General features: G+C 42.6%; 24 protein-coding genes, 2 tRNA genes and 1 CRISPR repeat array. Of the genes, 10 read left to right on the forward strand and 16 right to left on the reverse strand.

Annotated elements, in window-relative coordinates:
• Positions 1-41 precede the first annotated feature (41 nt).
• Together RS24_RS04305 and RS24_RS04310 are read right to left on the reverse strand one after the other, a co-directional pair.
• Entirely contained in the window at positions 42-1,241 is a 1,200-nt protein-coding gene (locus RS24_RS04305; RefSeq protein WP_021776968.1) for a saccharopine dehydrogenase family protein, read from the reverse strand.
• Positions 1,238-2,272, reverse strand: coding sequence for a hypothetical protein (locus tag RS24_RS04310; RefSeq protein ID WP_021776969.1), 1,035 nt, complete (start codon positions 2,270-2,272; stop codon positions 1,238-1,240). Before RS24_RS04310 ends, RS24_RS04305 begins: the two co-directional genes overlap by 4 nt.
• A gap of 126 nt (positions 2,273-2,398) precedes the next feature.
• On the opposite strand from RS24_RS04310, the gene RS24_RS04315 reads away from it, so the two are divergent.
• A complete protein-coding gene (locus RS24_RS04315; protein WP_021776970.1) occupies positions 2,399-3,820 on the forward strand; it encodes a Glu/Leu/Phe/Val family dehydrogenase in 1,422 nt (473 codons plus the stop codon).
• 685 nt (positions 3,821-4,505) lie between these two features.
• Here the strand turns inward: RS24_RS04315 and RS24_RS04320 are convergent.
• The 7 genes from RS24_RS04320 to RS24_RS04355 all read right to left on the reverse strand — a co-directional run bounded on the left by RS24_RS04320 (position 4,506) and on the right by RS24_RS04355 (position 8,199).
• Positions 4,506-4,952, reverse strand: a complete 447-nt coding sequence (locus tag RS24_RS04320) for a hypothetical protein (protein ID WP_021776971.1) — start codon at positions 4,950-4,952, stop codon at positions 4,506-4,508.
• A gap of 83 nt (positions 4,953-5,035) precedes the next feature.
• Positions 5,036-5,233: a hypothetical protein gene (locus RS24_RS04325; protein ID WP_131443732.1), complete on the reverse strand. Its 198-nt coding sequence runs from the start codon at positions 5,231-5,233 to the stop codon at positions 5,036-5,038.
• Positions 5,234-5,306: 73 nt separating this feature from the next.
• A complete protein-coding gene (locus tag RS24_RS04330) occupies positions 5,307-5,672 on the reverse strand; it encodes a hypothetical protein (RefSeq protein WP_021776973.1) in 366 nt (121 codons plus the stop codon).
• 33 nt (positions 5,673-5,705) lie between these two features.
• Complete coding sequence (locus tag RS24_RS04335) at positions 5,706-6,077, reverse strand: hypothetical protein (protein WP_021776974.1); 372 nt, start codon at positions 6,075-6,077, stop codon at positions 5,706-5,708.
• Between the two features lie 291 nt (positions 6,078-6,368).
• The gene (locus RS24_RS04340; protein WP_021776975.1) at positions 6,369-6,788 is read right to left on the reverse strand and encodes a hypothetical protein; all 420 of its coding nucleotides are present in this window, start codon (positions 6,786-6,788) and stop codon (positions 6,369-6,371) included.
• A gap of 369 nt (positions 6,789-7,157) precedes the next feature.
• Positions 7,158-7,721: a hypothetical protein gene (locus tag RS24_RS04350; RefSeq protein WP_038300697.1), complete on the reverse strand. Its 564-nt coding sequence runs from the start codon at positions 7,719-7,721 to the stop codon at positions 7,158-7,160.
• The gene (locus tag RS24_RS04355; protein WP_021776978.1) at positions 7,714-8,199 is read right to left on the reverse strand and encodes a hypothetical protein; all 486 of its coding nucleotides are present in this window, start codon (positions 8,197-8,199) and stop codon (positions 7,714-7,716) included. Before RS24_RS04355 ends, RS24_RS04350 begins: the two co-directional genes overlap by 8 nt.
• A 242-nt stretch (positions 8,200-8,441) precedes the next feature.
• On the opposite strand from RS24_RS04355, the gene cas9 reads away from it, so the two are divergent.
• Together cas9 and RS24_RS04365 are read left to right on the forward strand one after the other, a co-directional pair.
• On the forward strand, positions 8,442-11,774 hold the full coding sequence (cas9, locus tag RS24_RS04360; RefSeq protein WP_021776979.1) for a type II CRISPR RNA-guided endonuclease Cas9: 3,333 nt from the start codon (positions 8,442-8,444) through the stop codon (positions 11,772-11,774).
• Positions 11,775-12,603: a CRISPR direct-repeat array (repeat unit 36 nt; unit sequence AGCTTACCACTTGGGAATAGGTAGGGCTAGAGCAAC). It abuts the gene before it with no gap.
• A gap of 250 nt (positions 12,604-12,853) precedes the next feature.
• Complete coding sequence (locus RS24_RS04365; RefSeq protein ID WP_021776980.1) at positions 12,854-14,260, forward strand: hypothetical protein; 1,407 nt, start codon at positions 12,854-12,856, stop codon at positions 14,258-14,260.
• Positions 14,261-14,334: 74 nt separating this feature from the next.
• Here the strand turns inward: RS24_RS04365 and RS24_RS04370 are convergent, their stop codons facing one another.
• The gene (locus tag RS24_RS04370) at positions 14,335-15,315 is read right to left on the reverse strand and encodes a tyrosine-type recombinase/integrase (protein ID WP_021776981.1); all 981 of its coding nucleotides are present in this window, start codon (positions 15,313-15,315) and stop codon (positions 14,335-14,337) included.
• Between the two features lie 153 nt (positions 15,316-15,468).
• Here RS24_RS04370 and RS24_RS04375 point away from each other — a divergent pair.
• A tRNA-Ser gene (locus RS24_RS04375) sits at positions 15,469-15,559 on the forward strand.
• A 32-nt stretch (positions 15,560-15,591) separates the two neighbouring features.
• Here RS24_RS04375 and RS24_RS04380 read toward each other — a convergent pair.
• Positions 15,592-15,668 (reverse strand) — tRNA-His (locus RS24_RS04380).
• A 144-nt stretch (positions 15,669-15,812) separates the two neighbouring features.
• On the opposite strand from RS24_RS04380, the gene RS24_RS04385 reads away from it, so the two are divergent.
• Together RS24_RS04385 and RS24_RS04390 are read left to right on the forward strand one after the other, a co-directional pair.
• On the forward strand, positions 15,813-16,001 hold the full coding sequence (locus RS24_RS04385) for a DUF6324 family protein (protein ID WP_021776982.1): 189 nt from the start codon (positions 15,813-15,815) through the stop codon (positions 15,999-16,001).
• A complete protein-coding gene (locus RS24_RS04390; protein ID WP_021776983.1) occupies positions 15,998-17,608 on the forward strand; it encodes an ABC transporter permease in 1,611 nt (536 codons plus the stop codon). Before RS24_RS04385 ends, RS24_RS04390 begins: the two co-directional genes overlap by 4 nt.
• Positions 17,609-17,621: 13 nt before the next feature.
• Here RS24_RS04390 and RS24_RS04395 read toward each other — a convergent pair whose 3' ends face one another.
• A complete protein-coding gene (locus RS24_RS04395) occupies positions 17,622-19,043 on the reverse strand; it encodes an aldehyde dehydrogenase family protein (RefSeq protein ID WP_021776984.1) in 1,422 nt (473 codons plus the stop codon).
• 407 nt (positions 19,044-19,450) lie between these two features.
• Here RS24_RS04395 and RS24_RS09860 point away from each other — a divergent pair, with 407 nt between their 5' ends.
• Positions 19,451-19,588, forward strand: a complete 138-nt coding sequence (locus tag RS24_RS09860) for a DUF2256 domain-containing protein (protein ID WP_081696237.1) — start codon at positions 19,451-19,453, stop codon at positions 19,586-19,588.
• Positions 19,528-19,932: a hypothetical protein gene (locus tag RS24_RS04400; RefSeq protein WP_239642397.1), complete on the forward strand. Its 405-nt coding sequence runs from the start codon at positions 19,528-19,530 to the stop codon at positions 19,930-19,932. The genes RS24_RS09860 and RS24_RS04400 overlap by 61 nt, the downstream gene beginning before the upstream one ends.
• A 7-nt stretch (positions 19,933-19,939) precedes the next feature.
• Here RS24_RS04400 and RS24_RS04405 read toward each other — a convergent pair whose 3' ends face one another.
• A complete protein-coding gene (locus RS24_RS04405; protein WP_021776986.1) occupies positions 19,940-20,713 on the reverse strand; it encodes an SDR family NAD(P)-dependent oxidoreductase in 774 nt (257 codons plus the stop codon).
• Positions 20,714-20,795: 82 nt separating this feature from the next.
• On the opposite strand from RS24_RS04405, the gene RS24_RS04410 reads away from it, so the two are divergent.
• A complete protein-coding gene (locus RS24_RS04410; protein ID WP_021776987.1) occupies positions 20,796-22,262 on the forward strand; it encodes a flavin-containing monooxygenase in 1,467 nt (488 codons plus the stop codon).
• Positions 22,263-22,266: 4 nt separating this feature from the next.
• Here RS24_RS04410 and RS24_RS04415 read toward each other — a convergent pair whose 3' ends face one another.
• Genes RS24_RS04415 through RS24_RS04425 form a run of 3 tightly spaced genes read right to left on the reverse strand, consistent with a single transcriptional unit; the run spans position 22,267 to position 24,496 of the window.
• Positions 22,267-22,923 carry an MBL fold metallo-hydrolase gene (locus tag RS24_RS04415; protein WP_021776988.1) on the reverse strand — a complete coding sequence of 219 codons (657 nt, stop codon included), beginning with the start codon at positions 22,921-22,923 and terminating at the stop codon, positions 22,267-22,269.
• 48 nt (positions 22,924-22,971) lie between these two features.
• Positions 22,972-23,502: a glutathione peroxidase gene (locus RS24_RS04420; protein WP_021776989.1), complete on the reverse strand. Its 531-nt coding sequence runs from the start codon at positions 23,500-23,502 to the stop codon at positions 22,972-22,974.
• A 1-nt stretch (position 23,503) separates the two neighbouring features.
• Entirely contained in the window at positions 23,504-24,496 is a 993-nt protein-coding gene (locus tag RS24_RS04425; RefSeq protein WP_192814057.1) for an NAD(P)/FAD-dependent oxidoreductase, read from the reverse strand.
• A gap of 280 nt (positions 24,497-24,776) precedes the next feature.
• On the opposite strand from RS24_RS04425, the gene RS24_RS04430 reads away from it, so the two are divergent.
• The gene (locus RS24_RS04430; RefSeq protein ID WP_021776991.1) at positions 24,777-26,231 is read left to right on the forward strand and encodes a xylulokinase; all 1,455 of its coding nucleotides are present in this window, start codon (positions 24,777-24,779) and stop codon (positions 26,229-26,231) included.
• Positions 26,232-26,260: the final 29 nt, after the last annotated feature.

Below are 26,260 nucleotides of genomic sequence, written 5' to 3' on the forward strand. Positions count from 1 at the left end.
AAACAAATGCATGCAGCATGTATTTTTTAAAAATAATGGCATCAAGTTTCTTTTGGATCATCGAACTCGATACCGACCCTCTTGAGACGCTCAACTAATGGCATACCTAAACCAGTTGCACTGGTTAGAACACCACCATAGTTTTTGCCACCGGGTAGTTCGTTAGCATTTTGAATAAGACACATTGCGCTTTCAGCTAAAAGTTTTGAAGTAACTTTATAACCCGGGTCACCTTCTCCGCGTATTGAAGAGACAAGCCTTTTTCCTGTAGCAGTTTTCAAAATAAACTTACAATCAAACCAACCCTTATCTCTAATGTCTTTAGAAGGTCCATCACCGGGCTGCCTGAACATTGGGCGTAACAACTTACGCAGAGGAGAAAAAAGTATCCCTCCTATCATGGCCATGCCAAACATACCTTTTATTGCTTGCCACCATGAAGAGTGATAAGAATATTCATTATAAACAAAATTAGCTCCATAAGGCTCCTGCACAAGCTCTGATAAAGCGGCAGAGCGACGAACTACACGCGTGTTTACGCCAGCCATGATGAATGGGCTACCATAACCTTTAATTTCTGGCCTAGAAATTATACTGTATTTATCTTTACTATTTTTTTTCATTTCGGGTGTAAATGTACCGACTGGATTGAGCAAAAAAGGGTTCGTCATATCATCGATTTGAGCCACATCTGGCATAGAAAACATAGTCTCCAGCGTCCCGCCCGAAGCCTCACCTTTATAAGAATGGAAAGCCTCTATTTGGCTAATCTGAACTCCTGCTTTTTTAATGGCATAGAAACTTCCTAAGTCAGATGGAATTGAGTCAAAACCGCAAGATGGGATGATTCTAACACCCTTTTTACTTGCCGCCTCATGGTGTTTCTCAATGAGGCCTTTAATCCAAAAGTTCTCCCCAGTTATATCTACATAATGAGTGGAATTCTTCACACAAGCAGCTACTAAGTTTGAACCATATCGATGAAACGGGCCAGCAGTTGAAAGTACGACATATGACCTCGCGGTAAAAGCCTCTAAACCATCAACATCATCAGAATCTGCAACGATGACTTCAACATCAACACCAATTGATCTGACAAGTTTTTCAAGTTTTGAATAATTACGACCTGCTACAGCCCACTTAATTTGCCCAGAGCTTTTTGCCAGATATTCAGCACAAAGGGTGCCTGTAAATCCAGTAGCGCCATATAAAACAATATCTAAGTCTTTAGAGATGGTCACTTACCTTTTGCTGGGGGAATAAAGAGAGAAGATTTTTTATCAAAACTCCCTTTAATCCATCGATGAGTAAGGTTTGACCAGTAACTCATCCCTCCCTCATCTTCTGGTAATAGTTCAATTAGATTATTTTTACCTTTTTTGGGACGAGTACGATTTTTAGTAATCTCATAAAGTTCAAAAATTTTTTCATTTTCTAAATCGGGATGGTCTTCATCAATATCTTCAAAAAACTTCCGCATAGCCCCCAGCGCCATTAATGCTCTTTTTTGTGGAACGTTTTCAATTTTATCAACGACACCACCTGGCCACCAAAGAAAAACGTCAAAATGAGAAATAGAAGTTTTATAAGTCTGCTGCAGGTTTTTCGGGTTTGATTTTTTTACAGTATATTCCTTCCGATAACTTGGCACTTCAATTTGATTTAAGAATTCTATAGAAAAAATTACCTCTTCTAGCGCAATGGTAAGATCTTTTTTAAATACATTATGTTTTAATCCAGGATTTTCGCCGCGCACACCGGCAAATGGATCGAGGTGTTTATTGCGATCATATGTTAAGTCGGAACCTGGTATAAAAGGTTCAAAGTTATAGTTTTGAGCCGTTTCATTAAAACATTTGATAATATCTGGGTGAGTTAAATCAGGATCTAGAGGATTAATTTTTTTATAAAACGATTGCATTCCTACTAACGCGACACGCACCTCACGCTTAGGGACTTTGTATATTGAGGCTATTTTTTTTCCAGACCATTTAAAGTGGACATCAGCAAAGGATTTATCGTTTAGTTTTATATAACTCCAGTTAGGTGGCTCTTTACCAAGAAGTTTTGTCTTTGCTCTGAAACGTTCAAGTAATGAAGCACGTTCAATCTCAGGAGGCATTTTTCCATCCCATAAATCAATAGAAGACTGAATGTCTGCTAGTGCCTGTTGCTTATCAACTTCCATTGGAGAAAGTTTTTTTGCACTTTCTTCAGTAAATTTTTTATCACCCTTAATTCCACCAAATGGATCTAAATTTTTAGAGGACATAACCCAGCCTATAAAATTTATCTCTTAATTTATTGTTATTGGAGTATAACCAATCTCTGAAGTGAAACAACTTTAACCTTTATAATGATTTTCTATGGGGGGATTCCATTTATGGGATGATAATTTATGGCCGGTGATGAATTTCTCAAATCAATTGAAACCAATTTTAGCAATGCTGTTGCAGCATTAAATACAACTGATAACGAAGAAAGAATTAGTAGTGACCTAGCTAATCAAATTATGCTCGCAAATTCTACATATGTGGTTCGCTTTGGAGTAAGACTTCGAGATACGCTTACAACTTTTACTGGTTTCAGATCAGTTCACTCTGAGCATTTTGAACCAGTAAAAGGGGGAATCCGTTACGCGCCTGATGTTAATCAGCAAGAAGTAGAGGCTCTTGCAGCACTAATGAGTTATAAATGTGCCCTTGTAGAAGTGCCTTTTGGTGGATCTAAAGGGGGGCTAATAATTGATCCAAGAGACTGGACGTCGGCCGAATTAGAAAGAATCACTCGTCGTTTTACCCAAGAGCTTGCTAAACGAGACCTTATTCATCCATCACAAAATGTTCCAGCGCCAGATGTTGGAACTGGTGAACGTGAAATGGCTTGGATGGCAGACGAATACAAGCGGCTTAATCCCGCGGAGATTAATGCATGGGCTTGCGTTACTGGCAAGCCAGTTGCGAAAGGGGGTATTTCAGGAAGAGCAGAGGCCACAGGAAGAGGGGTGGTTTATGCTCTCCGTTCTTTCTTCGATTGTCCAGGGGATGTAACAAAGTCTGGACTGAAGCCAGGGCTAAAGGGAAAAAGAATAATAGTTCAGGGACTAGGCAATGTTGGGTATCATGCGGCAAAAATTCTTTCTGAAGAAGATGATGCACTAATCACTCATGTCATGGAGCGTGATGGAGCAGTAGTAGACGAAAGTGGAATAAATATTGAGACCCTGAGGTCTCATATATCTTCAACTGGAAGTGTTTTGGGTTACTCAGGTTACGTTGAAAGCGGTTTAGAGATGTTGGAGTCAGATGCTGACATTATTATTCCAGCTGCAATGGAACTTGTTATCACGGAGGAAAATGCAAAGAATATCAAGGCGCCACTTATAATTGAGGCAGCAAACGGACCAGTCTCAGCAAAAGCCGACACAATTCTTCGAGATCGAGGGGTAATAATTATTCCTGACCTTTATGCCAATGCTGGTGGTGTTACCGTAAGTTATTTTGAATGGATTAAAAACCTAAGTCGTATTCGCTTCGGCCGTATGCAGCGTCGAGCTGATGAAAGCAGATATGGCGCATTAATTGAAGGCATCGAGGGCATTACAGGTAAGTCGTTTCCTGATGAGCTTGCAAGTCGTGCAATTAACGGAGGTGCAGAGATTGATCTTGTTCGTTCTGGTCTAGAAGACACTATGAGAAGCACTTATGATGTAATAAGCGAAGTTTGGAATAGGGAAAAGTCTGCAATTGACCTCCGAACTGCAGCGATGATGGTTGCAGTTCAACGCATAGCCCAGGGCTATCAGTCAATTGGTATATAGGTAACCTCATCGCTACTTTCAGCTTAGTAATTGACCAAACCTCCCTGCTGTTCTATTTAGGAGTTCTGCGTAGAGAGGTGGCCGAGTGGCTGAAGGCGCTCCCCTGCTAAGGGAGTATGCGTTAATAGCGCATCGAGGGTAAACATCCCGAAGTCACCTGCCGAAACTTGCAAAAGTAGAATAAAGTCAGTTTCTTCTAAGTATGTTCAGCCTAATAAAGTTGTTGCCAAAAGGCTATCCCCAAAATGTTGCAGATCTTGATTATGTCTGTTTATCGATCTAACTGGACCCATATTGGACCCGAATATATTTAGCTAGCAGGGGGCACACATGGGCCACCCGGGGTAGCCCGTATATGTGCATATAAAGTCCAGAGTGATTTGTTATTTTTGTGGTTAATCGTCCCAAGTAGCTAACGGTTACGAGTACGCAGAGGACCAGTGGAGCGGATCCCAAGATCCGCGGAGGTGGGACGATGTTTCTATTAGTCATTAAACTTAAAACCATAATGTTTCAGAAGAACATTTCTTTTAGTACACTTCTCAAGATTATTTGCCTATATCTTTGAACAAAAATATAAAACTTTTAAAGAAGCAAAAACGTTAAACTAAAACTTATGAGAGTGTACAAATTTGAATCTTAACATTTAAAAATAACGTATTAAGAAAACTTTTTGTGCGGGGTGTTAATTATTTACAGCTTCTACGATTATTTGAAAAACTTCCCAACAAACCATTAAATCTTCTCGAAATGCTTCAGGTGAAGAAACCAGTAATCTGTTGTAGATAGCTTCGTTTGATCTGATTTCATAGTCTGAGACAACGCTACCTTCTTTTCTTGCCAGTAACAAAAAACCTGAACCCATCGATTGTGATAATTTATATAAAGGTTCTGATAATTTGTTCTCTGGCGCTAGTAACACCATATCAGATACTACTTTATTCAAAGCAGCACATCTTCCGTTAATAATTGTAAGAAGGGCACTATCATCAGTAGTTCTATCTTCAAGGCGTGAAAATATATTTCTGAGAGATCCTTCTGGGAAAGTGGTATAAGTTTTTTTGTTTTCTGTAGTAGAACATGCAACCAGAAATATAAGACCAATACTGAATATGAAAAATTTCTTTATCATTTTAATCCAACAAAAGAACTCACTGATTTGTATTCGAGATGACCAAATTTAAAAAAATGTAAATAACTCGAATACCTTAACCGCTAATTAGCTTTTTTTAAACAAATTAAATTATAAATCTGAGCCTTGTTAGCAGCGCCAGATATTAATCCTCTCTCAGCTTCTAACCGCTCTTTATGCAAATCTGATTGAACGTAAACTTGACCGCCTTCAGTTAAGCCATCTTCCATCAATCTTCTATATCGCTGTGCAGCTACTTGGAACTGCTTAATTTCTTTCATTAGAAGTTCGCAATCTACCTCCTCTGCAGTTGCAGGCAGTGAAAATAGAAATATCAATATTACAACTGAAAACTTAGAGAAGTTCTTTACAAGGATAAACATCTGCTAACTCATATAAAATAGCTAAGGTTGCGTTTTCTTTTCTATTACTTGGGTCTCTATTAACCGCTCTTTCCATCATTTCAATTGCTAGGTAATAGTCGTAAGCTGTCTCCTCAGGGGTGCAGATTTTTTTCCTATATTCCTTATCTTGAAAGTAAACCTCTGAGAATAAGATGCCATGCATCGTACCAATTATCCGATAAAATACATCACTCTTGTCTTTGTTTTCCAGCATGTAACCAACGGTTAATTCTTCAGCGAATTCCTCATCATTTTCTGCGTAACTATCAGATACAATCGAGAAAAGCAGGGCGATAGTTAGAAGAAGTGGTTTCATTCCTTTATATTCTCTCTTTTTTTATAAAATTTATCACATACTTTTTTGGAGAATTATTGCTTCTATTGTGTTAGGAGTCGGGCGGAATGCGTAACTTTCATATACCGTTACGTATACTATTTCTCCATTTATCTTATGGCGACTTAAGGGTGTAGCACCCGCTGCTCGAGTCATAAATAAACCGCAACGACCATAATAATATTCTACATCTGAAAAACTTTTAGAACCCGAATCTTTATCGATAAATTCGTGTAGGACATAATAAAGAATGTATCTATCTTCTATTAAAGTTGGCTCAAAACCAACACGGAAAGTGTCTCCTTCTTTTCCCTCCACCATTATTTCCCACTCTGCCCAAGCAGGCGTCGAGAAAAGCAATGCGATAATGAGGAGAAGTGGTTTCATTTATTTACCTTTGAGTCTTTGGAAGGGTTAATAATTGACTTCTTCCGCCTCTTCATCAGCAGCATAATCATGACCGCAATTTGGACAGCATCTAGAAAAGTCCATATCCTTTGGAGGCGGAGCAATTGTACTGAAGCTGTTCATTACATTTATGAAAAATAAGTGCGAACATTTTGAACAAATAATATCTTGGATAACGATAGTAGTCATAAGCTTATTCGTATAGACCTCGCTCGTTACATGACACTAAGGGAAATATTGAAATAAATGCGATGGTGAGGAGTAGTGGTTTCATTCCTTTATATTCTCTCTTTTTTTATAAAATTTATCACATACTTCTCTAAGAATGATTGCTTCTAATGATTTAGGTTTTGGGCGGAATAAGAGACTTTCATATATAGTAAGGTATCTTATCTCTCCATTTATCTTATGGTGACTTAAGGGTGTAGACCCTACTGCTTGAGTCGCAAATGAATGACAGTGACCTTTGTAATATAATACTTCTGAAAAACTTTTAGAACCTGTGTCTTTATCGATAAATTCGTATAAGACATAATAGAGTATGTTTCCGTTTTCATTTAAAGTTGGCTCATAACCAACATGGATAGTTTCTCCTTCTTTTCCCTCCAGCGTTATTTCCCACTCTGCCCAAGCAGGCGTCGAGAAAAGCAGTGCGATGGTAACGACGAGAGTTTTGAGGGTGTGTTTCATAATTTTAGATTAAGCACTTCACAATTAAAATTTTCAACTGAGGACTTTATGTCCTTTTTTTGAGACGCAACAGTGTATCTTAAGGTCAGAGCTGTTCTATTAATAAATAATGAAACTTTGAAACCATCAGTATTTGAACTGCGTAAGCACTCGTAGAAAAATGGCTCTATAGTTCTGCATCGAAATTCTTCGCCATTGAACGTTGCAGTCTTTGCAACATCATTTTCATAATCTAACTTCAGATTTTGTTTGATTGTTCCACTTTTGCAAATAAGTGCTTTAGTATTTGCCCAAATTGGTGTCGAGAATAGAAGTGCGATGATTATAAAAATTTTTAACAAATTTTATGCTCTATGCGATTATTAAATTTTAATTTCCGTATCGTATTTTATCCCAAAAAGTTGGTGCTTTTGAAATTTTACGACATTTTCTAAAGGCAGATGCTTTATAATCTTTATCAACCAGTTTATTAGGCATCAGAGAAACGACGCAATTATCAAAAATTGCCTCTTTCTCCTCAATATCAAGAACCTCTTTTTCTGAATAAAAATCCAAGCAATTTGTCTTGGATTCAGACTGGTAAAATAGAGTTAAATCATCATCATCGTCGGGGGGATATCTGCCATCAAAGCCTTCTTTAAATGAGGATGCAGGAGGTATATCGACGTTGACGGTATGAATATTCCCCCCTCTATCCTGCCAAGACAATTTTTTAATTGTAGTATTGAGTGGGTTAAAGAAACTTATCTGAATCCCAAGTCCATTTCCTGACCGGAATACACCAGTAGTATAGTATGATAGCTTATATTCTTTCCAAACGGGCTCGGCCCAAGTCTTACATAGCTTTTTATCGTTTTTTTCGTAACTGTCAGATGCTGTCAGTAAAAGCAGGGCTAAGGTGAGGAAAAGAGGTTTTAAATAAGAGTTATTCAATATCAACTTCGCAATCAGCCCAGTAATATGCAGTAACAATATGCCTACCACCTAGAGCGGTTTCAGGATTGCCAGTAGAACGGACAGCATAAAGTTTTTTTTCTGAGACATCTAAGTTAGTAATCCACCACTGAAACCCATACTGACCAAAAGATCTTATCAACCCCTTATCGGCAGCCATGACAAATTCCTCATCCCATTTTGTGCCAGCCAACTGCGCAACTTCTTTAGCACTAATACCATCGGATTGTGTGCTTTGTGCATACACTTTTAATTTATCTGGGGTGTCTGTATCAAAGATGTAATGCCATGATGCTCCCGTGTATGCATCAGGGTTATCTTTGTTTATCTGTCCAAATGAGTATGAACTACTTTTGCCTTTTGGTTCAAAACAAGTTGCATAAACAGTTGCAGCAGAAGCATTTCTAGCTAATGCAGTAATAAAAATAACTAAAATTAAAAATATCAGATTTTTCATTTTTGACTCCTTAAACAATCCTTTTTTCCATCAATATAACCATCATTGAAACCTTTAGCGTAGTCAGGATTATCAAAATAACCATATTTCTGTTCACACCAAAAGAAAAAGGCGTCCCGTAGGACGCCCTATCAATGGTGTAAATTCTTACTTGTTAACCCTAGCAATAATTTACCTATTCCCAAGTAGTTCTATTTTGATAATCTACTCTCATCTTTTTGAATAATCAAGGTGGTGTTGGGATGTCCGAAAAATATCGACTAGGGCTCGATGTGGGAACAAATTCACTTGGATGGGCTGTTATTGGGCTGAAAGAAGATGTGCCATCCAGCGTTTTAGCAACCGGTGTAAGAATATTCTCTGAGGGTCGTGATGCAAAGACCAAGTCAACATTAAAAGCCAGTAGAACCGAGAAAAGATCAGCTCGCCGTCGTCGAGACAGGTTCCTTCAAAGACAAACTTTCCTCATATCAGAAATGGTAAAGTCTGGTTTATTTCCAAAGGATATAGTTGAACAAAAGAACTTAGAACTTCTAGACCCATACGAAATTCGTTTTAAAGCCCTCACAGAGCAAGTACCTCTCCACCATCTAGGCCGTGCTTTATTTCATATTAACCAAAGGAGAGGTTTTAAATCTTCCAGAAAAGACAAAAGTGAGGAGACAACCTCTGGGGTTGTGTCGAAGTCAGTTCGTGCACTTTATGAAGAGATGCAGCTCATTAATCCTGCTCCTGTTATCGATGATCCTAAAGCCCTTTCTAAGGAAGAGCGGAGAGAAATCAGAGTTCAAGAAGCGTCTAGTCGAGAAGAGGCTTTAGTGACGCTTGCTGAACAAAAAGGAGTTACTTTCGGGGCTTTTCTATACCGAAGGCTGCAATCAGGTAAATCTGTTCGAGCGAGGAAAGACGCAGATAGTCAATTATATGATGTGTATCCAACCCGAGAACTTCTTAAGGACGAGTATTCGAAACTGATGCAACATCAGGCTCAATACTATCCAAATGTTATCAATGAGGCTCTGATATCAAGACTTCATGATGTCATTTTCTTCCAAAGAAAACTGAAAGAACAGGAAAGAGGGTTTTGTACCTATTATCCTTCTGAAAGACGGACTTTTAGGTGCATGCCGAGTTTTCAACAATACAGAATGGTTCAAGAGCTAAATGCGCTTGAGTGGGTTGACGCGGCAGGTAAACATTGCCTTCGAGATTATCCAGAATCTAGAGACCTCATACTTAGTGAATTGGAGAATATTTCTACAAAGGCCGGAGAATTCACCTTTGGGAACATGAAGAAAATTCTAAAAAAAATGGGAGTTATTGACGGAGAAGTTTCCTTCAATTTCGAAGGTCCAAAAAGAAAAGGTTTTCAAGGCAATGTTACATCTCGCGAAATGCGACACGAGGATTGTTTTGGAACTCGTTGGGATGAATTATCGTTAGATGAGAAAGATGACATCATAGATAAAATTAATGATGACCATCTAGATGATGAAGACATGGAGCGTTATCTCATAGATACCTATGGTCTGTCTTCTTTCTCAGTGGGTAATGCCATAAATGCCCGCCTACTAGAGGGGACTGCTAATGTCTCCCGAAAGGCTGCGCGCACTCTTTATGAAACCATGCTATCTGCAAATTGTCTTCAATCAGATGCCGTGATCGCAGTTTCTGAGCAAGATGACACCTTTGTAAATCCTTACAGCAGGACAGGTCGTGGTGAGTTGCTTTCTGAGCTTCCTTATTATGGAGAAGCCTTTCAGGATGGTCGACACATCATTCCGGGTAAACGAGAACCAAAAGTCTCGCATGATCAGTTAAAATTTTACGGGGGGGTATCTAATCCAACTGTTCATATTGCTCTCAATCAAATTCGGTTGGTCGTTAACGAAATTATTAAAAGATATGGGTTGCCGTCTTCTATTAGCATCGAACTCGCAAGGAACTTGCCTGAGGGACAAGATGGGCGTCGCAAAATTGAGAAAATGCAATCGGAAAACCAGAAAAATAACGAACGATATGACCAGATACTTACAGAAAATGGTCAATCTCCAAACCGAGATAATCGTCTCCGCCTAGCTTTATGGGAGGAATTGGGAGAAGGCCCTACTGATCGATTGTGTGTTTTCACCGGCAAACTTATAGAGCTCGCAGATTTATTTAATGGTTCCGTAGAAATAGAGCACCTTATCCCTTTCAGTGTGTCTTTAGATGACAGTAAGGCCAATAAAACTGTCTGCTGGAAAGAAGCCAATAGGTTTAAAGGTAATAAGACACCTTATGAAGCTTTCGCAAATAATTCTGGCGACTATTCTTGGGAAGAAATTATGGAGCGGGTCAGGGCACTACCCAATTCTAAACAGTGGCGTTTTCAAGAAGATGCATTGAAAATTTGGAATAGCGATCATTCTGATTTTTCAGGACGACATCTTAATGATACGCGCTACATCAGTCGGCTGGCGCGAGAGTACTTAGAAAACATATGCCCATTCAATAAGATCGATGTAGTAACTGGACGCCTAACAGCCCTACTAAGAGGTCATTGGGGGCTTAACAATATTTTACGTGGGCACAATGAGCCAGAAACGGCAACGCCAAAAAAAATGCGAGATGATCACAGACACCATGCTATTGACGCGGTTGTAATTGCAATGACGTCGCTCACGATATTGCAAAAAGTATCAAGTGCTGCGGGAAAAGCTGAAGAACTAGATGTTGGAAAATTATTTGCTAAAGATGAAAGTGGCCGCTCGGTGATCGACCCGTGGGATGGTTTCAGAGACGAAGTGGCTGAGAAGGTCAGAAACATAATTGTTTCTCATAAGACCAAAAGGAAAACGATTGGAAATAGCGGCAAATCAACCGATAGGGCCCTTCATAATGAAACAGCTTATGGCTTGATAGATGGACCTGATGAGAAAGGTTTGTATTCTGTAGTCACGACTAAGCCAATTTCATATTTTGATAATCGTGATAAAATTGAAAAAATCCGTGATGAAAAATTAAGGGATGATTTTCTAACAGCATGGGATGGTGAGGGTGATAACAAAGCCTCTCAATTAGCAGTATTAGATAAGGCTAGTGGTCTGAATGTAAAAAAATGCCGCTATGTTGAACGTAAAAAAGTAATTCCTATTAATGGGCCCGATGGTCAACCCTATAAAGCTTATGACGGCAACAGTAATTGGGGTATGGAAATTTATGAGTTTCCAAATGGTCACCCAAAAGAAAAAAAGTGGAATGGCGTAGTTATCTCTACATATGATGCTAATAAAAGCGAGTTTAAACCGGGAGAAACCTTCAGGCCCCATCCTGCTGCCAAACTTGTTATGCGACTTCACATTAATGATATAGTTGAGGTGCAAAACGACGGCGAGCCAATTCTTTACCGCGTTCAGCTTATTTCTGCAGGAACACTTACCGTATCACCTTTACATGAAGCTAATGTTGATAGCCGTAACAGAGATAAACACGACGAATTCAAATATAAATCTTTAAGTGTTACGCCGATGCAAAAAATGGGCGCAAAAAAAGTGAATATCAGCCCAACTGGCTTAAAAAATTATAGCAGGTAAGCACGGCCACTTGGGAATAGCTAGGGCTAGAGCAACCCTGTTCATGGAGTGCCCACTTGAACCTTTAGCTTACCACTTGGGAATAGGTAGGGCTAGAGCAACCTGTCTTTAATGCCACATCATTAGAGGAACAGCTTACCACTTGGGAATAGGTAGGGCTAGAGCAACAGGTTACGAGCAATAATCTTTTGGCGTTGCAGCTTACCACTTGGGAATAGGTAGGGCTAGAGCAACCTTATCGGGTGAATACATCTGATTTCGGTTAGCTTACCACTTGGGAATAGGTAGGGCTAGAGCAACAGGGTTACTTGAGTGCCATCCTGTAATGTGAGCTTACCACTTGGGAATAGGAAGAGCTAGGGCAACATTCAAGGTGTACGGGGAACTAGCGAGTTCAGCTTACCACTTGGGAATAGCTAGGGCTATAGCAACCCTGTTCATGGAGTGCCCACTTGAACCTTTAGCTTACCACTTGGGAATAGGTAGGGCTAGAGCAACGAAATCTCCATAAGGTCAACCTCTTTCAAGAGCTTATCACTTGGGAATAGGTAGGGCTAGAGCAACCTCTCATCTTTAACCATCTCGCCAGCGTAAAGCTTACCACTTGGGAATAGGTAGGGCTAGAGCAACATCGCCGCCAAGCACAATAAACGTGACCTTAGCTTACCACTTGGGAATAGGTAGGGCTAGAGCAACTTAGCTTGCATACCCGCGACCTTGCCTTTAAAGCTTACCACTTGGGAATAGGTAGGGCTAGAGCAACGAACACTGAAAGCAGGACTAAATACTACGTAGCTTACCACTTGGGAATAGGTAGGGCTAGAGCAGCTCTACCCCACGCAATTACTCTAATCTAATTAATCAAATGACTTTCTTTTTGGGGTGATGCATTAAGGCTTCAGCTAACGGTTACGAGTACGCAGAGGACCAGCGGAGCGGATCCCAAGATCCGCGGAGATGGGACGATGCTGTAGGGGGGGCATAATTTATTTATAACAAATAAACTAAACCATTGAATATATTGAAAATAATTGCCTTGCAGGGTTGTAATCGGTTGTATCGTTCCCCACATATGGAGCATGTTAAACTCCAAAGAAACACTTAATAAAGCAGTCAGCCAAATTACCGACGAACTTCAAACCCATTGGGCTACCAATGGTAAGAGGCGTCTTGGACCGGCTGACGTGGATGCTTTTCATGCATCCCTTACACACATAATTATTGACGCCTTACAAGCACATAACTCATCACGAGAACAGAGTATGGCGTCCATACACAAGACATCAGGTCATTACTCACAAGGCCGGTATTGGTCTGCGCCTTATGGATATAAAATCCATATTGGACGATCTTATAATGGCCTATGTGAACTAGGCTATATCCAAGAATGTAAGAAGGGGGTTTACACTGATTATGCCCGACTTCTTACCCGTTACCGAGCTACGGATAAACTTATCAAAATGTTCGATGCGGAAACCATTGATGATCTCCACATTATATTTAGGCCACGAACAAATGCTGAGACGATCAGGCTCAATATATTACAACCTGATGGCTACAAATTGCTTGTTGATTATCAAGACACACATGAGACCATTTCGATGCGTGAGGACATGGAAATGATTAATAATTGTTTGTCCAGATCATGGGCTGATTTGGAACTCGATGATGATCAGCTGCGTGAACTAAAGTTGCGAATGTTGCCAGATGGTCCTGATCAAACATCAAGCAACAATGGTGACGGCATATTGCGGCTTCAGGACCGGACATTATACCGTGTGTTTAATGATACCGACTTCTCCTCTAATGGCCGCCTTTATGGTGGATGGTGGCAGTCCATTCCTAAGGAATACCGTCCCTATATTTTAATTAATGGCAAGCAGACAATTGAACTCGATTACAGCGGCCTTCATCCAAATCTTATTTATGCTTTATCCGGTCAAAAATTAGATGGCGATCCTTATGAGATCCCACAGTCTCATCGTGACTGGTCACGTAAAAAATACTTCCGCAAGGCAATAAAGCGCGCATTTAACGCCATGCTAAACGCAGATCACGAGTTGATGCGTGAGCCCTCAGGCGTCGGCATTAAGGATTTAAATATGAGTTGGAAGGAAGTTAAGGCTGCGATTATCGAGAGACATAAACCTATATCACATCAATTTTTTACAGCCATTGGTTCAAAGCTCCAGCTTATCGACAGCAAAATTGCTATTGCCGTTTTAAAACATTTTGCAGCTATGAATGTTGCCGTCTTGCCTGTCCATGACAGCTTCATCATGCATTCAGGATATGAGAATGAGCTTAAAGATGTTATGCGCGAAGCTTTACGAAAAGAGGCCGGTATTTCTGTTCCAGTGATGCTGACAGAAAAAAAGCAAATGACTTCACATAAATCAGATTTAAGTGAAGAAGACGAATTGCTTGAACTCTTGAGTCCGCAACCATTTACTAGAAGGCTGGATGCGTTTTATGCGCTCAGATAGTTACTTTAGGGGCACTTTTTTATAGTTATAAATATACAATAAATGATTGCTTTTTTTATCACTATTTAGTGTCCCTACCAAAGCTTTTTAACTATTGAGTTTAGGTCAGCATGTGCATAACGAAACAACTGGCTGGGTGTTCTGTGGCCGCTTATTGAGGCGACCTCTGGAACGCTCAGCCCTTTTTCAAAAAAGCGACTTATTGCTTCGTGACGCAGATCATGAAACCTGATGTCAGGATAACCTGCCCTGTCGCGTAATCTTATCCAAGCATTCGCAACCCCGCTGGGGGACAGGCCAAAAACCAGCGCTTCTTGCCCATCAATTTGTTCAAACACGAATAAAGAAGCTTGAGACATGGGTATGTAGCGCGAATAGCCATTTTTCCCCTCTCGAACGGTTATTAATCTTCTCTGTCTATCTACATCCTCCCATTCAAGACGTAACAGTTCGCTGCGCCGCATGGCTGTCTCAAGCGCAAGTTTTGCCAATAAAAATATCTCTGGCTTTGTCTCTTCTGAGTAAATTGCCTCGATGGCATCCCACGCACCTCTCGGCAGGCGTCTTACAGCGGGTCTGCCAATTGAGGGCAACCTTAATTGTTCAACAGGATTAACTTCTATTGGAACGTGCCATTGGGTTTTGGCGATATTGAACAGATGGCGCAACACGCCGAAATCCTTTCGAATGGTTTCTGGCTTGTAGCGTTTTTGGTAATCGTTAAGTACAGGCGTCAATCGGGCACTTGTTACCGCCCCTATGGGTAGTTTCGAGATCTCATGTTTTTGCCATTTGCCGATAATATATTTTTCAACATCATAGCTTGCCTTAAAGGCGGATATATCTGTCTTATAACGGCTTAAATAAGCCCGTAGAGGCGTGTTCAGAGCTTGCTTGTCTACAACCCCTGCAATGGCCTTATCTTGGGCTTGTTCGACTTGTATAGCCCATTTTCGGGCATCAGATTTTGATATAAATGTTTTCGAACATGTTGGGGCACCAGCACGCCGAATGAGAGCTTGCCACTTACCATTTTTACGTCGAATAGTTGCCATTTTTTTCTCCTAACTGGACCTATATTGGACCCAGAAGGAACTGACTTACGTATCTCGCTGTTCAATACACGGCGATAGACGAGTAACCTCATCGCTACTTTCAGCTTAGTAATTGACCAAACCTCCCTGCTGTTCTATTTAGGAGTTCTGCGTAGAGAGGTGGCCGAGTGGCTGAAGGCGCTCCCCTGCTAAGGGAGTATGCGTTAATAGCGCATCGAGGGTTCGAATCCCTTCCTCTCTGCCAGCTTTACTTAAAGAGCTATCTTTTAGAAGAAATGGTACAGACGCCCCGATTTGAACGGGGGACCTCCTGATCCACAATCAGGCGCTCTAACCTACTGAGCTACGTCTGCACTGCTTTCGCGACTTATTGGAAGTGTTGGGAAATTAATCCTTAAAGCTGGATGTTTCAAGCGGTTAATTTGAATTTCCGATAGAGTTGTCCAAAATCATAAATAAGCCTTATAAAGTGAGTATAAACCATCAGGAGATGACGCATGGGTATTAACACGCCTTCAGAAATCATAGCGGATTTGAGCATAGGGCCAACCGATCAGGGCATGGTGCGTATTTACATAACCTCCGAGGAAATTGATTTGCCGATGGATTTTTCGCCTGAAGAGGCTGAGGAAATTTCTCGGGAACTACTTGCCGCCATTGCCTTGATTAAGGACAAAAGCGGGTGATCGGAAAATCATTATCGCGCCCTATTGGCTTTCTTATTGTTCTGGCCATGCTTGCGCCTATTCTGGGCATTGCATGGCTTACCGTCGTGCCACCCGAAATGTCTGACAGCACGAATGACGGCTTAATGTCGTTTTTGATGACAACTGTACTACCCTATCAGTTTGGTCAAACACTTGGCCTCATGCTGGGTGTTGCAGTTTTTACCATTTTGGCTGGCGTTCCGGCAGCATGGTTTGTGACATTCATCGACTTTCCGGGTCGCAGGCATTTACAATGGTTGCTGTTACTCCCCCTTGCAATGCCGACCTATATCGCCGCCTATGTGTTTGCAGAACTTCTCGACAAAGCTGGACCTTTTTATCAGCTATGGGTTTCAATTTTTGGGAGTCATGCATGGTATCCTTCGCTCAATAGTCTTGGCGGTGCCATCTTTACGCTCTCTATTGTGCTTTATCCTTATGTTTATATGTCAGCACGCACCGGCTTCATAAACCAATCTGCAGAATTAATGCAGGCAGGGCGCCTATTGGGTGCGTCACAATGGGTGAGTTTTCGTCAAATTGCACTCCCGCTATCACGACCCATGATAATTGTCGGTGTTGCTCTTGCACTGATGGAATGTCTGAATGATATCGGCGCTGTCGAGCATCTTGGTGTTAAAACGCTCACCGTCGGGGTTTATGAAACATGGTTGTCACGCGGCAGCCTTGAAGGTGCTGCCAGAATTGCAATGCTGCTGCTTAGCTTAATGGCACTCTTATTACTTTTAGAACGCTATTTGCGCGCTGGTGGCATAGAACAAAAATCCAAACACGACCTCACCCCTGTTTTGCACAAACCTTCGCCACTTATGCAGGGTGTCGTTCTAACGATCAGCAGCCTACCGTTTTTAATCGGCTTCGTGGTGCCGGTTATGTTGCTAATCGTGTTTGCAGTAGGGCGTTTTGATAATGCCACCAATCTATTCTCTCCTGCTATCAGAAGTATTTTACTCGCCAGCATCACAGCTGTTATTGTTGTAGGTATCGGGCTTTTTCTGGCTTTCCTGACACGCATTAATGCGCCGGGGTGGTTTAACAGATCAATTCAATCTGCTTCATTGGGTTACGCCATACCGGGAACCGTCCTTGGGCTTGGGGTTTTGATCGTACTGTCGCAATTTGACAATTTCTCATCCCAATTTCTTAATCTGTCATTTTTGCCGATATTAAGCGGCAGTGTTTTCGCCGTGATTTTCGCCTATTCGCTACGCTTTCTCTCGATTTCTTTCGGCACATTCGAAGCAGAATTGTCCCGCATCCCCAAAACCACCGATATGGCCGCCAGCACCCTTGGCGCTCGGACATTTCAACTTCTCAGACTTGTGCACCTACCGATGTTGCGCCCAGCTCTTGTAACAGCGTCGGTTCTCGTCTTTGTGGATACGATGAAGGAACTACCGGCAACACTTATTTTACGACCGTTTAATTTCGAGACATTGGCTACACAAGTTTACAATTATGCATCTGTCGGTCAGATCGAAGATGCCGCACTCCCCGCCCTTATCATAGTCGGCATAGGTATTATTCCTGTCTTCATTGCAACTCGTAAGCTGCATAAACACTAAATCAGCTTAGACGTTAGCTTCCAACAACAGCTTTAGACTCGAGAAACTCCTCCAGCCCATAGACACCCCACTCACGCCCATTACCAGATTGCTTGTATCCACCAAATGGGGCAGCAATATCCGAGCTAGCACCATTCACACTTACATTACCGACACGTAATTGCGCGGCAATTTTATAAGCATGGTCGCTGTCGCCGGATTGGATATAAGCCGCAAGACCATAAACCGTGTCATTGGCGATCTCGACTGCCTCATCCTCTGTTTCATAGGGAAGAATAGAAAGCACAGGGCCAAAAATTTCCTCACGGGCAATCCGCATATCATTGGTCACATTGCCGAAAACAGTTGGGCGAATGTAATACCCTTTATCTATACCCTCAGGCATATCAGTACCACCACACACAAGTTCAGCACCTTCATCGATCCCTGCCTGTATCAGCCCACGAATTCTATCGAACTGAACCTTATTAGACACCGGCCCAATAGTCGTGCCTTCGGCATCTGGCTCACCAGCGACAACTTTTTCGGCAGTCGCCTTGGCAATTTCGAGTGCCTCGGCATGTTTCGAGGCTGGAACAAGCATCCGTGTGGGTGCATTACAGGACTGACCGGAGTTGGCAAAACATGTCATGACACCTTGTCTGACAGCGCGTTCCAGGTCTGCATCATCGAGAACAATGTTTGCTGATTTACCACCTAGCTCTTGCGACACACGTTTGACTGTATCAGCCGCAGCTTTGGCAATCAGCACACCGGCACGCGTTGACCCTGTGAATGACATCATATCAATGTCAGGATGAGACGATAAATGCGATCCAGCCGTCGCGCCGTTACCATTGATCATATTGAATACCCCTGCAGGTACACCAGCTTCATCCATAATTTCAGCAAATATAACCGCGCTTAAAGGCGAAACCTCTGATGGCTTGAGAACCATTGTACAACCCCCAGCAAGCGCGGGCGCAACTTTACAGGCAACCTGATTAAGTGGCCAATTCCAGGGTGTAATCAGCCCGCAAACGCCTACAGGTTCACGAATAATTTTTGCACCCCCCAGTTCACCGCCAAAGTCAAAATCTTCGAGTACTTTTTTAATCTGAATAAAATGCCCAAGGCCGGCAGGCACTTGTGCCTTCGCCGCCAACATTCTAGGCGCCCCCATCTCCATCATGACAGCCGCAATCAGATCCTCCATACGCGCTGAATAAACCTCAATGATCTTGTCAATCAGCGCCAGCCTTTCCTCACGCGAGGATCTTGAATAAGCAGGAAAAGCAGCTTTTGCAGCAGCAACAGCTTTATCGACATCTTCAATACTGGCGAGCGTAATCTGTCCGCAAGCCATTTCAGTTGCGGGATTAGTAACATCGTGAGCCGTACCATTATTTGAGGCGACCCACTCACCATTAATATAAAATTGTTTGTTATGATCCACCTGACCCTCCTGAAATATGATTTGAGATGCCTGCAAACACCGTAATTGACACCTCAATTGAGTCTTTAATTAACAAAATTTAAGCTTGCATGACAAGCTGTGACCAAAACTTTGCAACTACAGATAGAAATACAACAATTTTTGTTGTTAAAAGACAACGCCTGGGTAAACAAACCCTTAAAATCATAAAGTTATTGAACCTATTTTTAACTTATCTTTTAATTACCTAAAGCGTGGCATAGTTGTGTGAAGTAGCAAGTGCCGTAGCGTAATATTTTTGTCTAGTTACGCCATGCAAACCGGCAGGCGTCCCTCCCAAGCCGGTTTGCCACGTCTCCCCATTTCGGAGTCGTGGCCCAATTTTTCCAAATATTTGACATCTCAGATTTTCACGCCACATACACTATATGAAGATGCGAAAAAAATCTGACCTTCCGGAAAAAACATGTGTGGTTTGCGGACGTCCTTTTGTCTGGCGAAAAAAATGGATAAAGGACTGGGAGCAAGTAAAATATTGCTCAGTCAGATGTCGCAACAGCAAATAACTTTTCTGGAGATGATTATGGCACGCCCCTTACCCTTTACCGCCATTACCGATACCGGCGACAAATTTGATGTTGATTTCCCACTCCATGAGGCAACGGAAGCTCCAATGCGCGTGCATCAATTACTTGAAGATATTCTCGCCGTTGTCAGTCGGGAAGCACGACGTGACGGAATGGCAAATGGCGACGTGCTACAAGCTTGTGCGATGGCCTTGGCGATAAGAGCTCGTGTCATCGTGGCTGACCCAGAAGTAACAACCAATTTGGCGAAAGACCTTACGCTCGCCGCATTGGAAGCAGTCCAACGTGCTGATGTTAGTTCGCCACCTTCAGGATTAGCTTAAGCTATTTCTAGGCCGGTATTTCTTGTCCATCCCAAGCAAATACTGCTCCACTCTGCGCGGGTGTCAGATTATCCATCACGTCAAGGAGGTAATCAGCTGATTGCGATGGACTAAAAAGCTTTTCAGGCGACACATTTCCTCTAAAAGGGGCCGAAAGATTTGTTGCCACCGTCCCTGGATGCAACCCAACAATCACCGCTTGTTTATATTTCATTCGCGCTTCCAGCGAAGCTGTTTTAATAAGCATGTTATGCGCTGCCTTGGATGCACGATAGGCATACCAGCCACCAATCTTATTATCGGAAATAGAACCAACACGCGCAGAAAGAGACGCAAAGACCGACCTTTGATCTCGTGGCATAAATGGCAAGAAATGCTTTATCAAAAGCGCTGGGCCGAAGCTATTAATCGCAAAAACTTTTTGGAATGCCTCATTGGATAAATGCCGAATGCTTCTTTCCGGCTGAAGGTCGTTTTCTTCATCATGCAAAATACCGCTGGCATTAACAAACAGCTGAACAGGCGCATCATCATTTATATGTTCACCAAGTTGTGCAGCCACGCTAGCGATAGAGTCCTCGTCGCAGATATCAGCCTGCAGCATTTGTATGTCAGTATCACCAATGGCGTTAACATTCTCTTCAATTTTAGAGATATTTCTGCCCATTAGGGTCAAACGTGTACAGCTCGGTAATTCGGTTAGTCGAGAAGCCATTGCCGCACCAATTCCACCACCTGAGCCGAAAATAACAGCATGAAAATTGGGTAAAAAACTTTTCATTGGCCTTTACAGTCTCTATTAAAATAATACCTATCTAATAATAGGTCATTTAAACTTAAAACAAACTACCGGGAGCGACATTGTGACAACAGATAACCCACGCATCGCTATTTTAGGAGCCGGGGTTTCGGGCATTTGTATGGCCATCAAGCTCAAGGAAGCAGGTTTTACAAATCTGGTTATTTATGAAAAGGCCGACCGGGTTGGCGGCACCTGGCGCGAAAATACATATCCCGGTGTCTCATGTGATGTGCCAACACATTTATATTCATTTTCTTTTGCTCAAAAATCCGATTGGCCAAGACTATACGCCGGCGGCGCCGACATTCAGGCATATCTTGAAGATGTGTCAGAAAAATCAGGCATTATTCCCTTGTGTCATTTTCATACAAAAATTACCGGAGCAACTTATCAAAATGATGAATGGGTTGTCAGTCTCACTGATGCATCAGGTAACAACAAGGAAGAGAAATTTGACTATGTTATCTCTGGTCTAGGCGGCTTACACAGCCCGGCCTATCCGAACGTTCCCGGATTAGAGGAGTTCCAAGGGGCTTCTTTCCATACAGCCAAATGGGACCATAGTGTCGACTTGACCGGAAAAAATGTTGCCATTATCGGCAATGCCGCCAGCGCCGTTCAAGCTGTTCCGGAAATTGACGACAAAGTCGCTTCCCTAACTGTTTTCCAGCGTACACCTAATTGGATGATGGATAGGCAAAATAAAGAATATTCAGGGAAAACCTTAAAGTTGATGCGATGGCTTCCCATTATACCCCTTTTGAAAAGGTTGAGAATTTTTCTTTGGGCGGAATTTGTTCTCCATCCCGCTTTCCGTGAAAATAGTTTAATGCAAAAATTCGCCCGCATGAGGGCTAAGGCCTATTTGAGACAAGAAGTGAAGGATCCTGAACTTCTAAAAAAACTCATGCCGGACTATTCAGTTGGATGTAAGCGGGTTCTGTTTGTCGACTCCTATCTTCAATCTTTACAAAAAGATCATGTGAAACTGGTAGACCGTGCGGTCAAAGCTATCACAAAAGACGGCATTATTGATGTAGAAAATAATAACCATAATTTTGATGTGATTATCTATGCCACAGGATTTAACCCCTTTAATATTCTCTCATCAATGGAAGTTAAAGGAGCTGAGGGGGTCACACTTGCAGATTGCTGGCAAGATAATATCCAATCTCATAAAACGGTTGCGGTTTCAGGCTTTCCGAATTTCTTCATGCTACTCGGGCCTAACAGCGCTTTAGGTCATAATTCAGTCATTTTAATGATTGAGGCACAGGTGAATTATATCGTCAAATGCCTCAAGAAAATGCGGAAAAATGGCTGGACATCACTCGACCCAAAATCTGTAAGTCAGGATAAATTCAACAACTTTATACAAAAACGGCTTCAAGGCACTGTTTGGCAGGGAAGTTGTTCAAGCTGGTATAAAGACGGCGACGGGCAGAATTTCACCATCTGGCCTCTATCGGCGACACGTTATATGTTAAGCATGCGTAAACCGGATTTTTCCGAATACAACGTTAAGTAGATATTTAGGAAATCTGACCGAGCGCCATATCCGATACAAATGGGTTAGAACGCCTTTCCTCCCCGAATGTTGAGGTCGGTCCGTGGCCTGGCACAAAAGTAACTTCTTGACCCAATGGCCAGAGTTTTTTCGTGATTGAATTGATGAGTTGTTGATGGTCGCCTTTTGGAAAATCTGTACGTCCAATTGACCCTTGAAAAATAACATCGCCGACCATCGCAACATTGTCTTCTGGTTGATAAAAAACCACATGACCCGGTGTGTGGCCGGGACAATGAACAACATCAAATGTTGCACCGGCAACTTCAACTTTATCGCCGTCATCCAGCCATTGATCGGGAACAAAAGTCTCAACATTTTGGAACCCAAACATCTCAGCAGCCTCGGGGAGACCTTCAATCCAGAACAAGTCATCCTTATGAGGCCCAATAATTGGCAGGGATAACTCATTCGCTAGTTCGGATACCGCCCCAACATGATCCAAATGACCATGCGTGCACAATATCATCTCTAGCGTGATATCATTCTCGCTCAGAAAGTTGCGAATGAGGCTTAAATCGCCACCAGGATCAACAATGCCCCCGCGATTAGTTTCAGGTGACCAGAATACCGTGCAATTCTGCTGAAGCGGAGTCACCGGAATAATTTGGTAGCGAAGCATATGGTTCTTAATTCGATCTTTTAAAATTAGCCGAGACAGGTTTCAGCATTAATTAGGCAAAATTTTCTCGATCGCCTTCGTCAGTTTTTTAGACTCTGGCCCCACTAACGATGAATACCCTCTGACCATTTTACCGTCTGGCGAGATGAGGTATTTATGGAAATTCCACATTGGGCCACCCGCAACATCTTTGGCCCATTGATAAAATGGGTGCGCATCATCGCCTTTAACGACAACTTTTGACGTCATTGGAAAGTTCACATTGAAATTGACTGAACAAAACTCTTTGATTTGCTCTTTAGACCCAGGCTCCTGACCAGCGAAGTCATTTGATGGTACACCGACAACAACCAGCCCTTTATCCTTATAGTTCTCCCATAAGGATTGAAGTCCGTCATATTGTCCCGTGAAACCACATTTGGATGCCGTATTCACAACGAGGAGAGCTTTCCCCTTATAGCTGGAAAAGGGCATGGGTTCCCCGTCAATACTGTTAAATGTATATTCGTGTGCAGAACCGTCTGCTTTAACCTGATTGGAAAACAAAGCCAAAAAGAAACCTAAAATAACTGAGCGCATATCATGACCTATTGCTTAATTTTATTTCAATTTGCCTCGCAGCGTTTATACCGCTGGACAAAGCACCGTGTGTATCTGGTAACATAATCCAATCTCCAGCAACAGCAAGTGCAGATCTTGTATCTATTTGAGCTTCAGGGGTTAAACCCGCCGAGGTTTCAATACGACAATAACGCCACGAATGTACCGCCAGATATACAGGATTATCCAGTCCGTCACCTGCCACACTATGCTCAAAGAGTATATTTTGTAGGTCTTTCAGGATAATCTGTGCGACCTCATCTTTTGGTCTATCAAGGTTTTCGAAGCTCCATTCCGGAGCACAAAAAACCACAAAAGCCGATTTTATCGGTCTATCAGGTTTTTTTGCCTGATTAACGATTTTAGCGATTTTTGGTGTCGGATTATGGATTATTGCTGGCGCATCACGCAAAAAATCATATCCAATAAGAACAGAGAATTGCGGCGCGTAAGTAACTTTCCTGGCAGCTTGTAACAAATCTTCGCCAAGGGGTAACAAACCCTCAATTAAATCAGCCGTTTGCGGTCCGGGAGCCGTCAGGAGAACAGCATCATAAGGCCCGCTGGATGTATCGGCTGTTTCAGCAATAAAAACATCATCGCTAAAGCTTAATTTCTCGATTTCAACACCCTGCCTAACATCCAAACCGCGACCCAATTCCTCGGGGAAGCTTCGCATAGCAGGCATGCTAACAAGTGCGTCTTCACCTTTCTCAGACAAGTCGTACGGCCAGCTTCTAAGATAAGGCTTTTCTAAAATATCCTTTAAATCTTCAGGAATTTGAGACGGTTTAAAATAGGGGGTTCCATGGTCAAAACTGAAACCGTCAATACGACGCGTGGCGTAACGCCCACCGCATCGAAATCCTTTATCAAAAACGGTGACTTGATAACCTGACGCGCTTAAAATCCGACCAGCAGACATACCGGCTAGTCCTGAACCTACGATCAAAATTTCTGCTTTTTTTCCCAAGCCTTTTCTTCCCCCGATTCGTTTCATACTGTAAAATATGATTCGCTATCAACAACTGAAAGGAGGTGGTCCATTGTCTAGTGTAGGATATCTTTCAGGGTATAAAATCCCATCTGTCACAAGAGCCATGGAGCAGCCTTCGTGGCGGCCTTTTGTGAAATAATAAGAGGGATTTAATCTTGAATCCATCACGGGGGGTTGCTTTTGGCAGCCCCCTTTTAATTTAACTATCAACCTATTTTCTGCTGTGTTCTCGTGGCTGTTTCTTTATGATGCAGCCATGTTATTTCTCGGCATAGATTTGGGTGCCAGCGCACTTAAACTTATCCTAATCGACGCCACAGGGTCGCCGGTAGCACATATAGCTGCGCCTGTTGACACCCTTAACCCCACATTGGGGACATTTGCGACTGCAGAGCAAGACCCATCCGCATGGCTCATAACGCTTGAGACCCTGTTAGACAATCTTTTCTCAAATAGCCCGGTTAAGCCCGAAGACATCACGGCCCTTAGTATTACGGCTGGGACGCATATTGCAGTTTTATGTGATGATGACATGCATCCAATCCGGAATGCGATAATGTGGAGTGACCAGCGTGCAGAAAGCATCATGTCTAAACTCACGGCGTCGAAGGATATGATTGTCGCGGAAAGCCTGCATGCACCGAACCCGACATGGACACTTGCACATCTGGCATGGCTCACCGAAAACGATCCCGAGGCAATGCACAAAACTCAAATGATTTTGCCTGCTAAAGACTGGTTGCGCCATTCCCTGACCGGACACATTGCGACGGATTTGTCTGATTCCGTTGGTTTACAACTCGTAAATGCCCATAGAGAAGAATGGAGCGCGACACTTTGCGATCTAGCGGGTATTAAGATTTCGCAATTACCGGACATCGCGCCCAGTGTGAGTTATGCGGGGCAAATCTCCGAAAGCGCCGCCAAGAGGTTTAAGCTTTCCCCTAAAACAGCCGTCTATACAGGTGCCATAGATACCTCAACCGAGATCCTTAAACCCTCCGATGACAAATCAGATGCTCCCGCATCTATCAAGCTGGCCTCTGCCGGCGTTGTTTATATGTCAGTGCCCGACAAAACGTCCCTGCCACCGCTATCATGTTACCCGCATTGTACCGAGTCAGATGGCTGGTATCTCGCTTCAGGCATGAATAGCTGTACAACTGCATTGGACTGGCTTCGCAAAGAAGTGCTGTCTGATATGTCCCTGCAGGCATTTAATGAATGTGCCGCAAAGGCACAACCAGGTACACGCGGCGTGATGTTCCACCCTTATCTCATGGGCGAACGCGCCCCTCATTGGAATCCTAACTTAACCGCAAGCCTTTCGGGTATAAGCCGCGAAACAGATAAATCAGATATCGCCCGCGCAGGTTTTGAAGGTATCGCATTTGCCATTCGGGACATTAAAGAAAATATGGAAATGCTGACCGGCAAAGCCCCCAATCGTTTCAATCTCCTGGGGGGTGGTGCAAAAAGCCGTTTATGGAGTCAGATTATCGCTGATATTCTGCAATTACCGATTAACATCGAGCCTAATTCTGATGCCGCTTATGGCGCCGGTCTACTGGCCTGCCTTGCGCACACAGGCAATTTACCTGCAACGCTACAAGACGACGCCGTGATTACATTAGAACCCGACACATCCCGCGCGACATTTTACGCCGAGAAACATGCAGAATTTAACCAACTAAGACAAAAATTATCCTGATGTTATGAAATTTTGATATGTTTGGTTAG

This window comes from Candidatus Micropelagos thuwalensis, from assembly GCF_000469155.1.
GTDB lineage: Bacteria > Pseudomonadota > Alphaproteobacteria > RS24 > RS24 > Micropelagius > Micropelagius thuwalensis.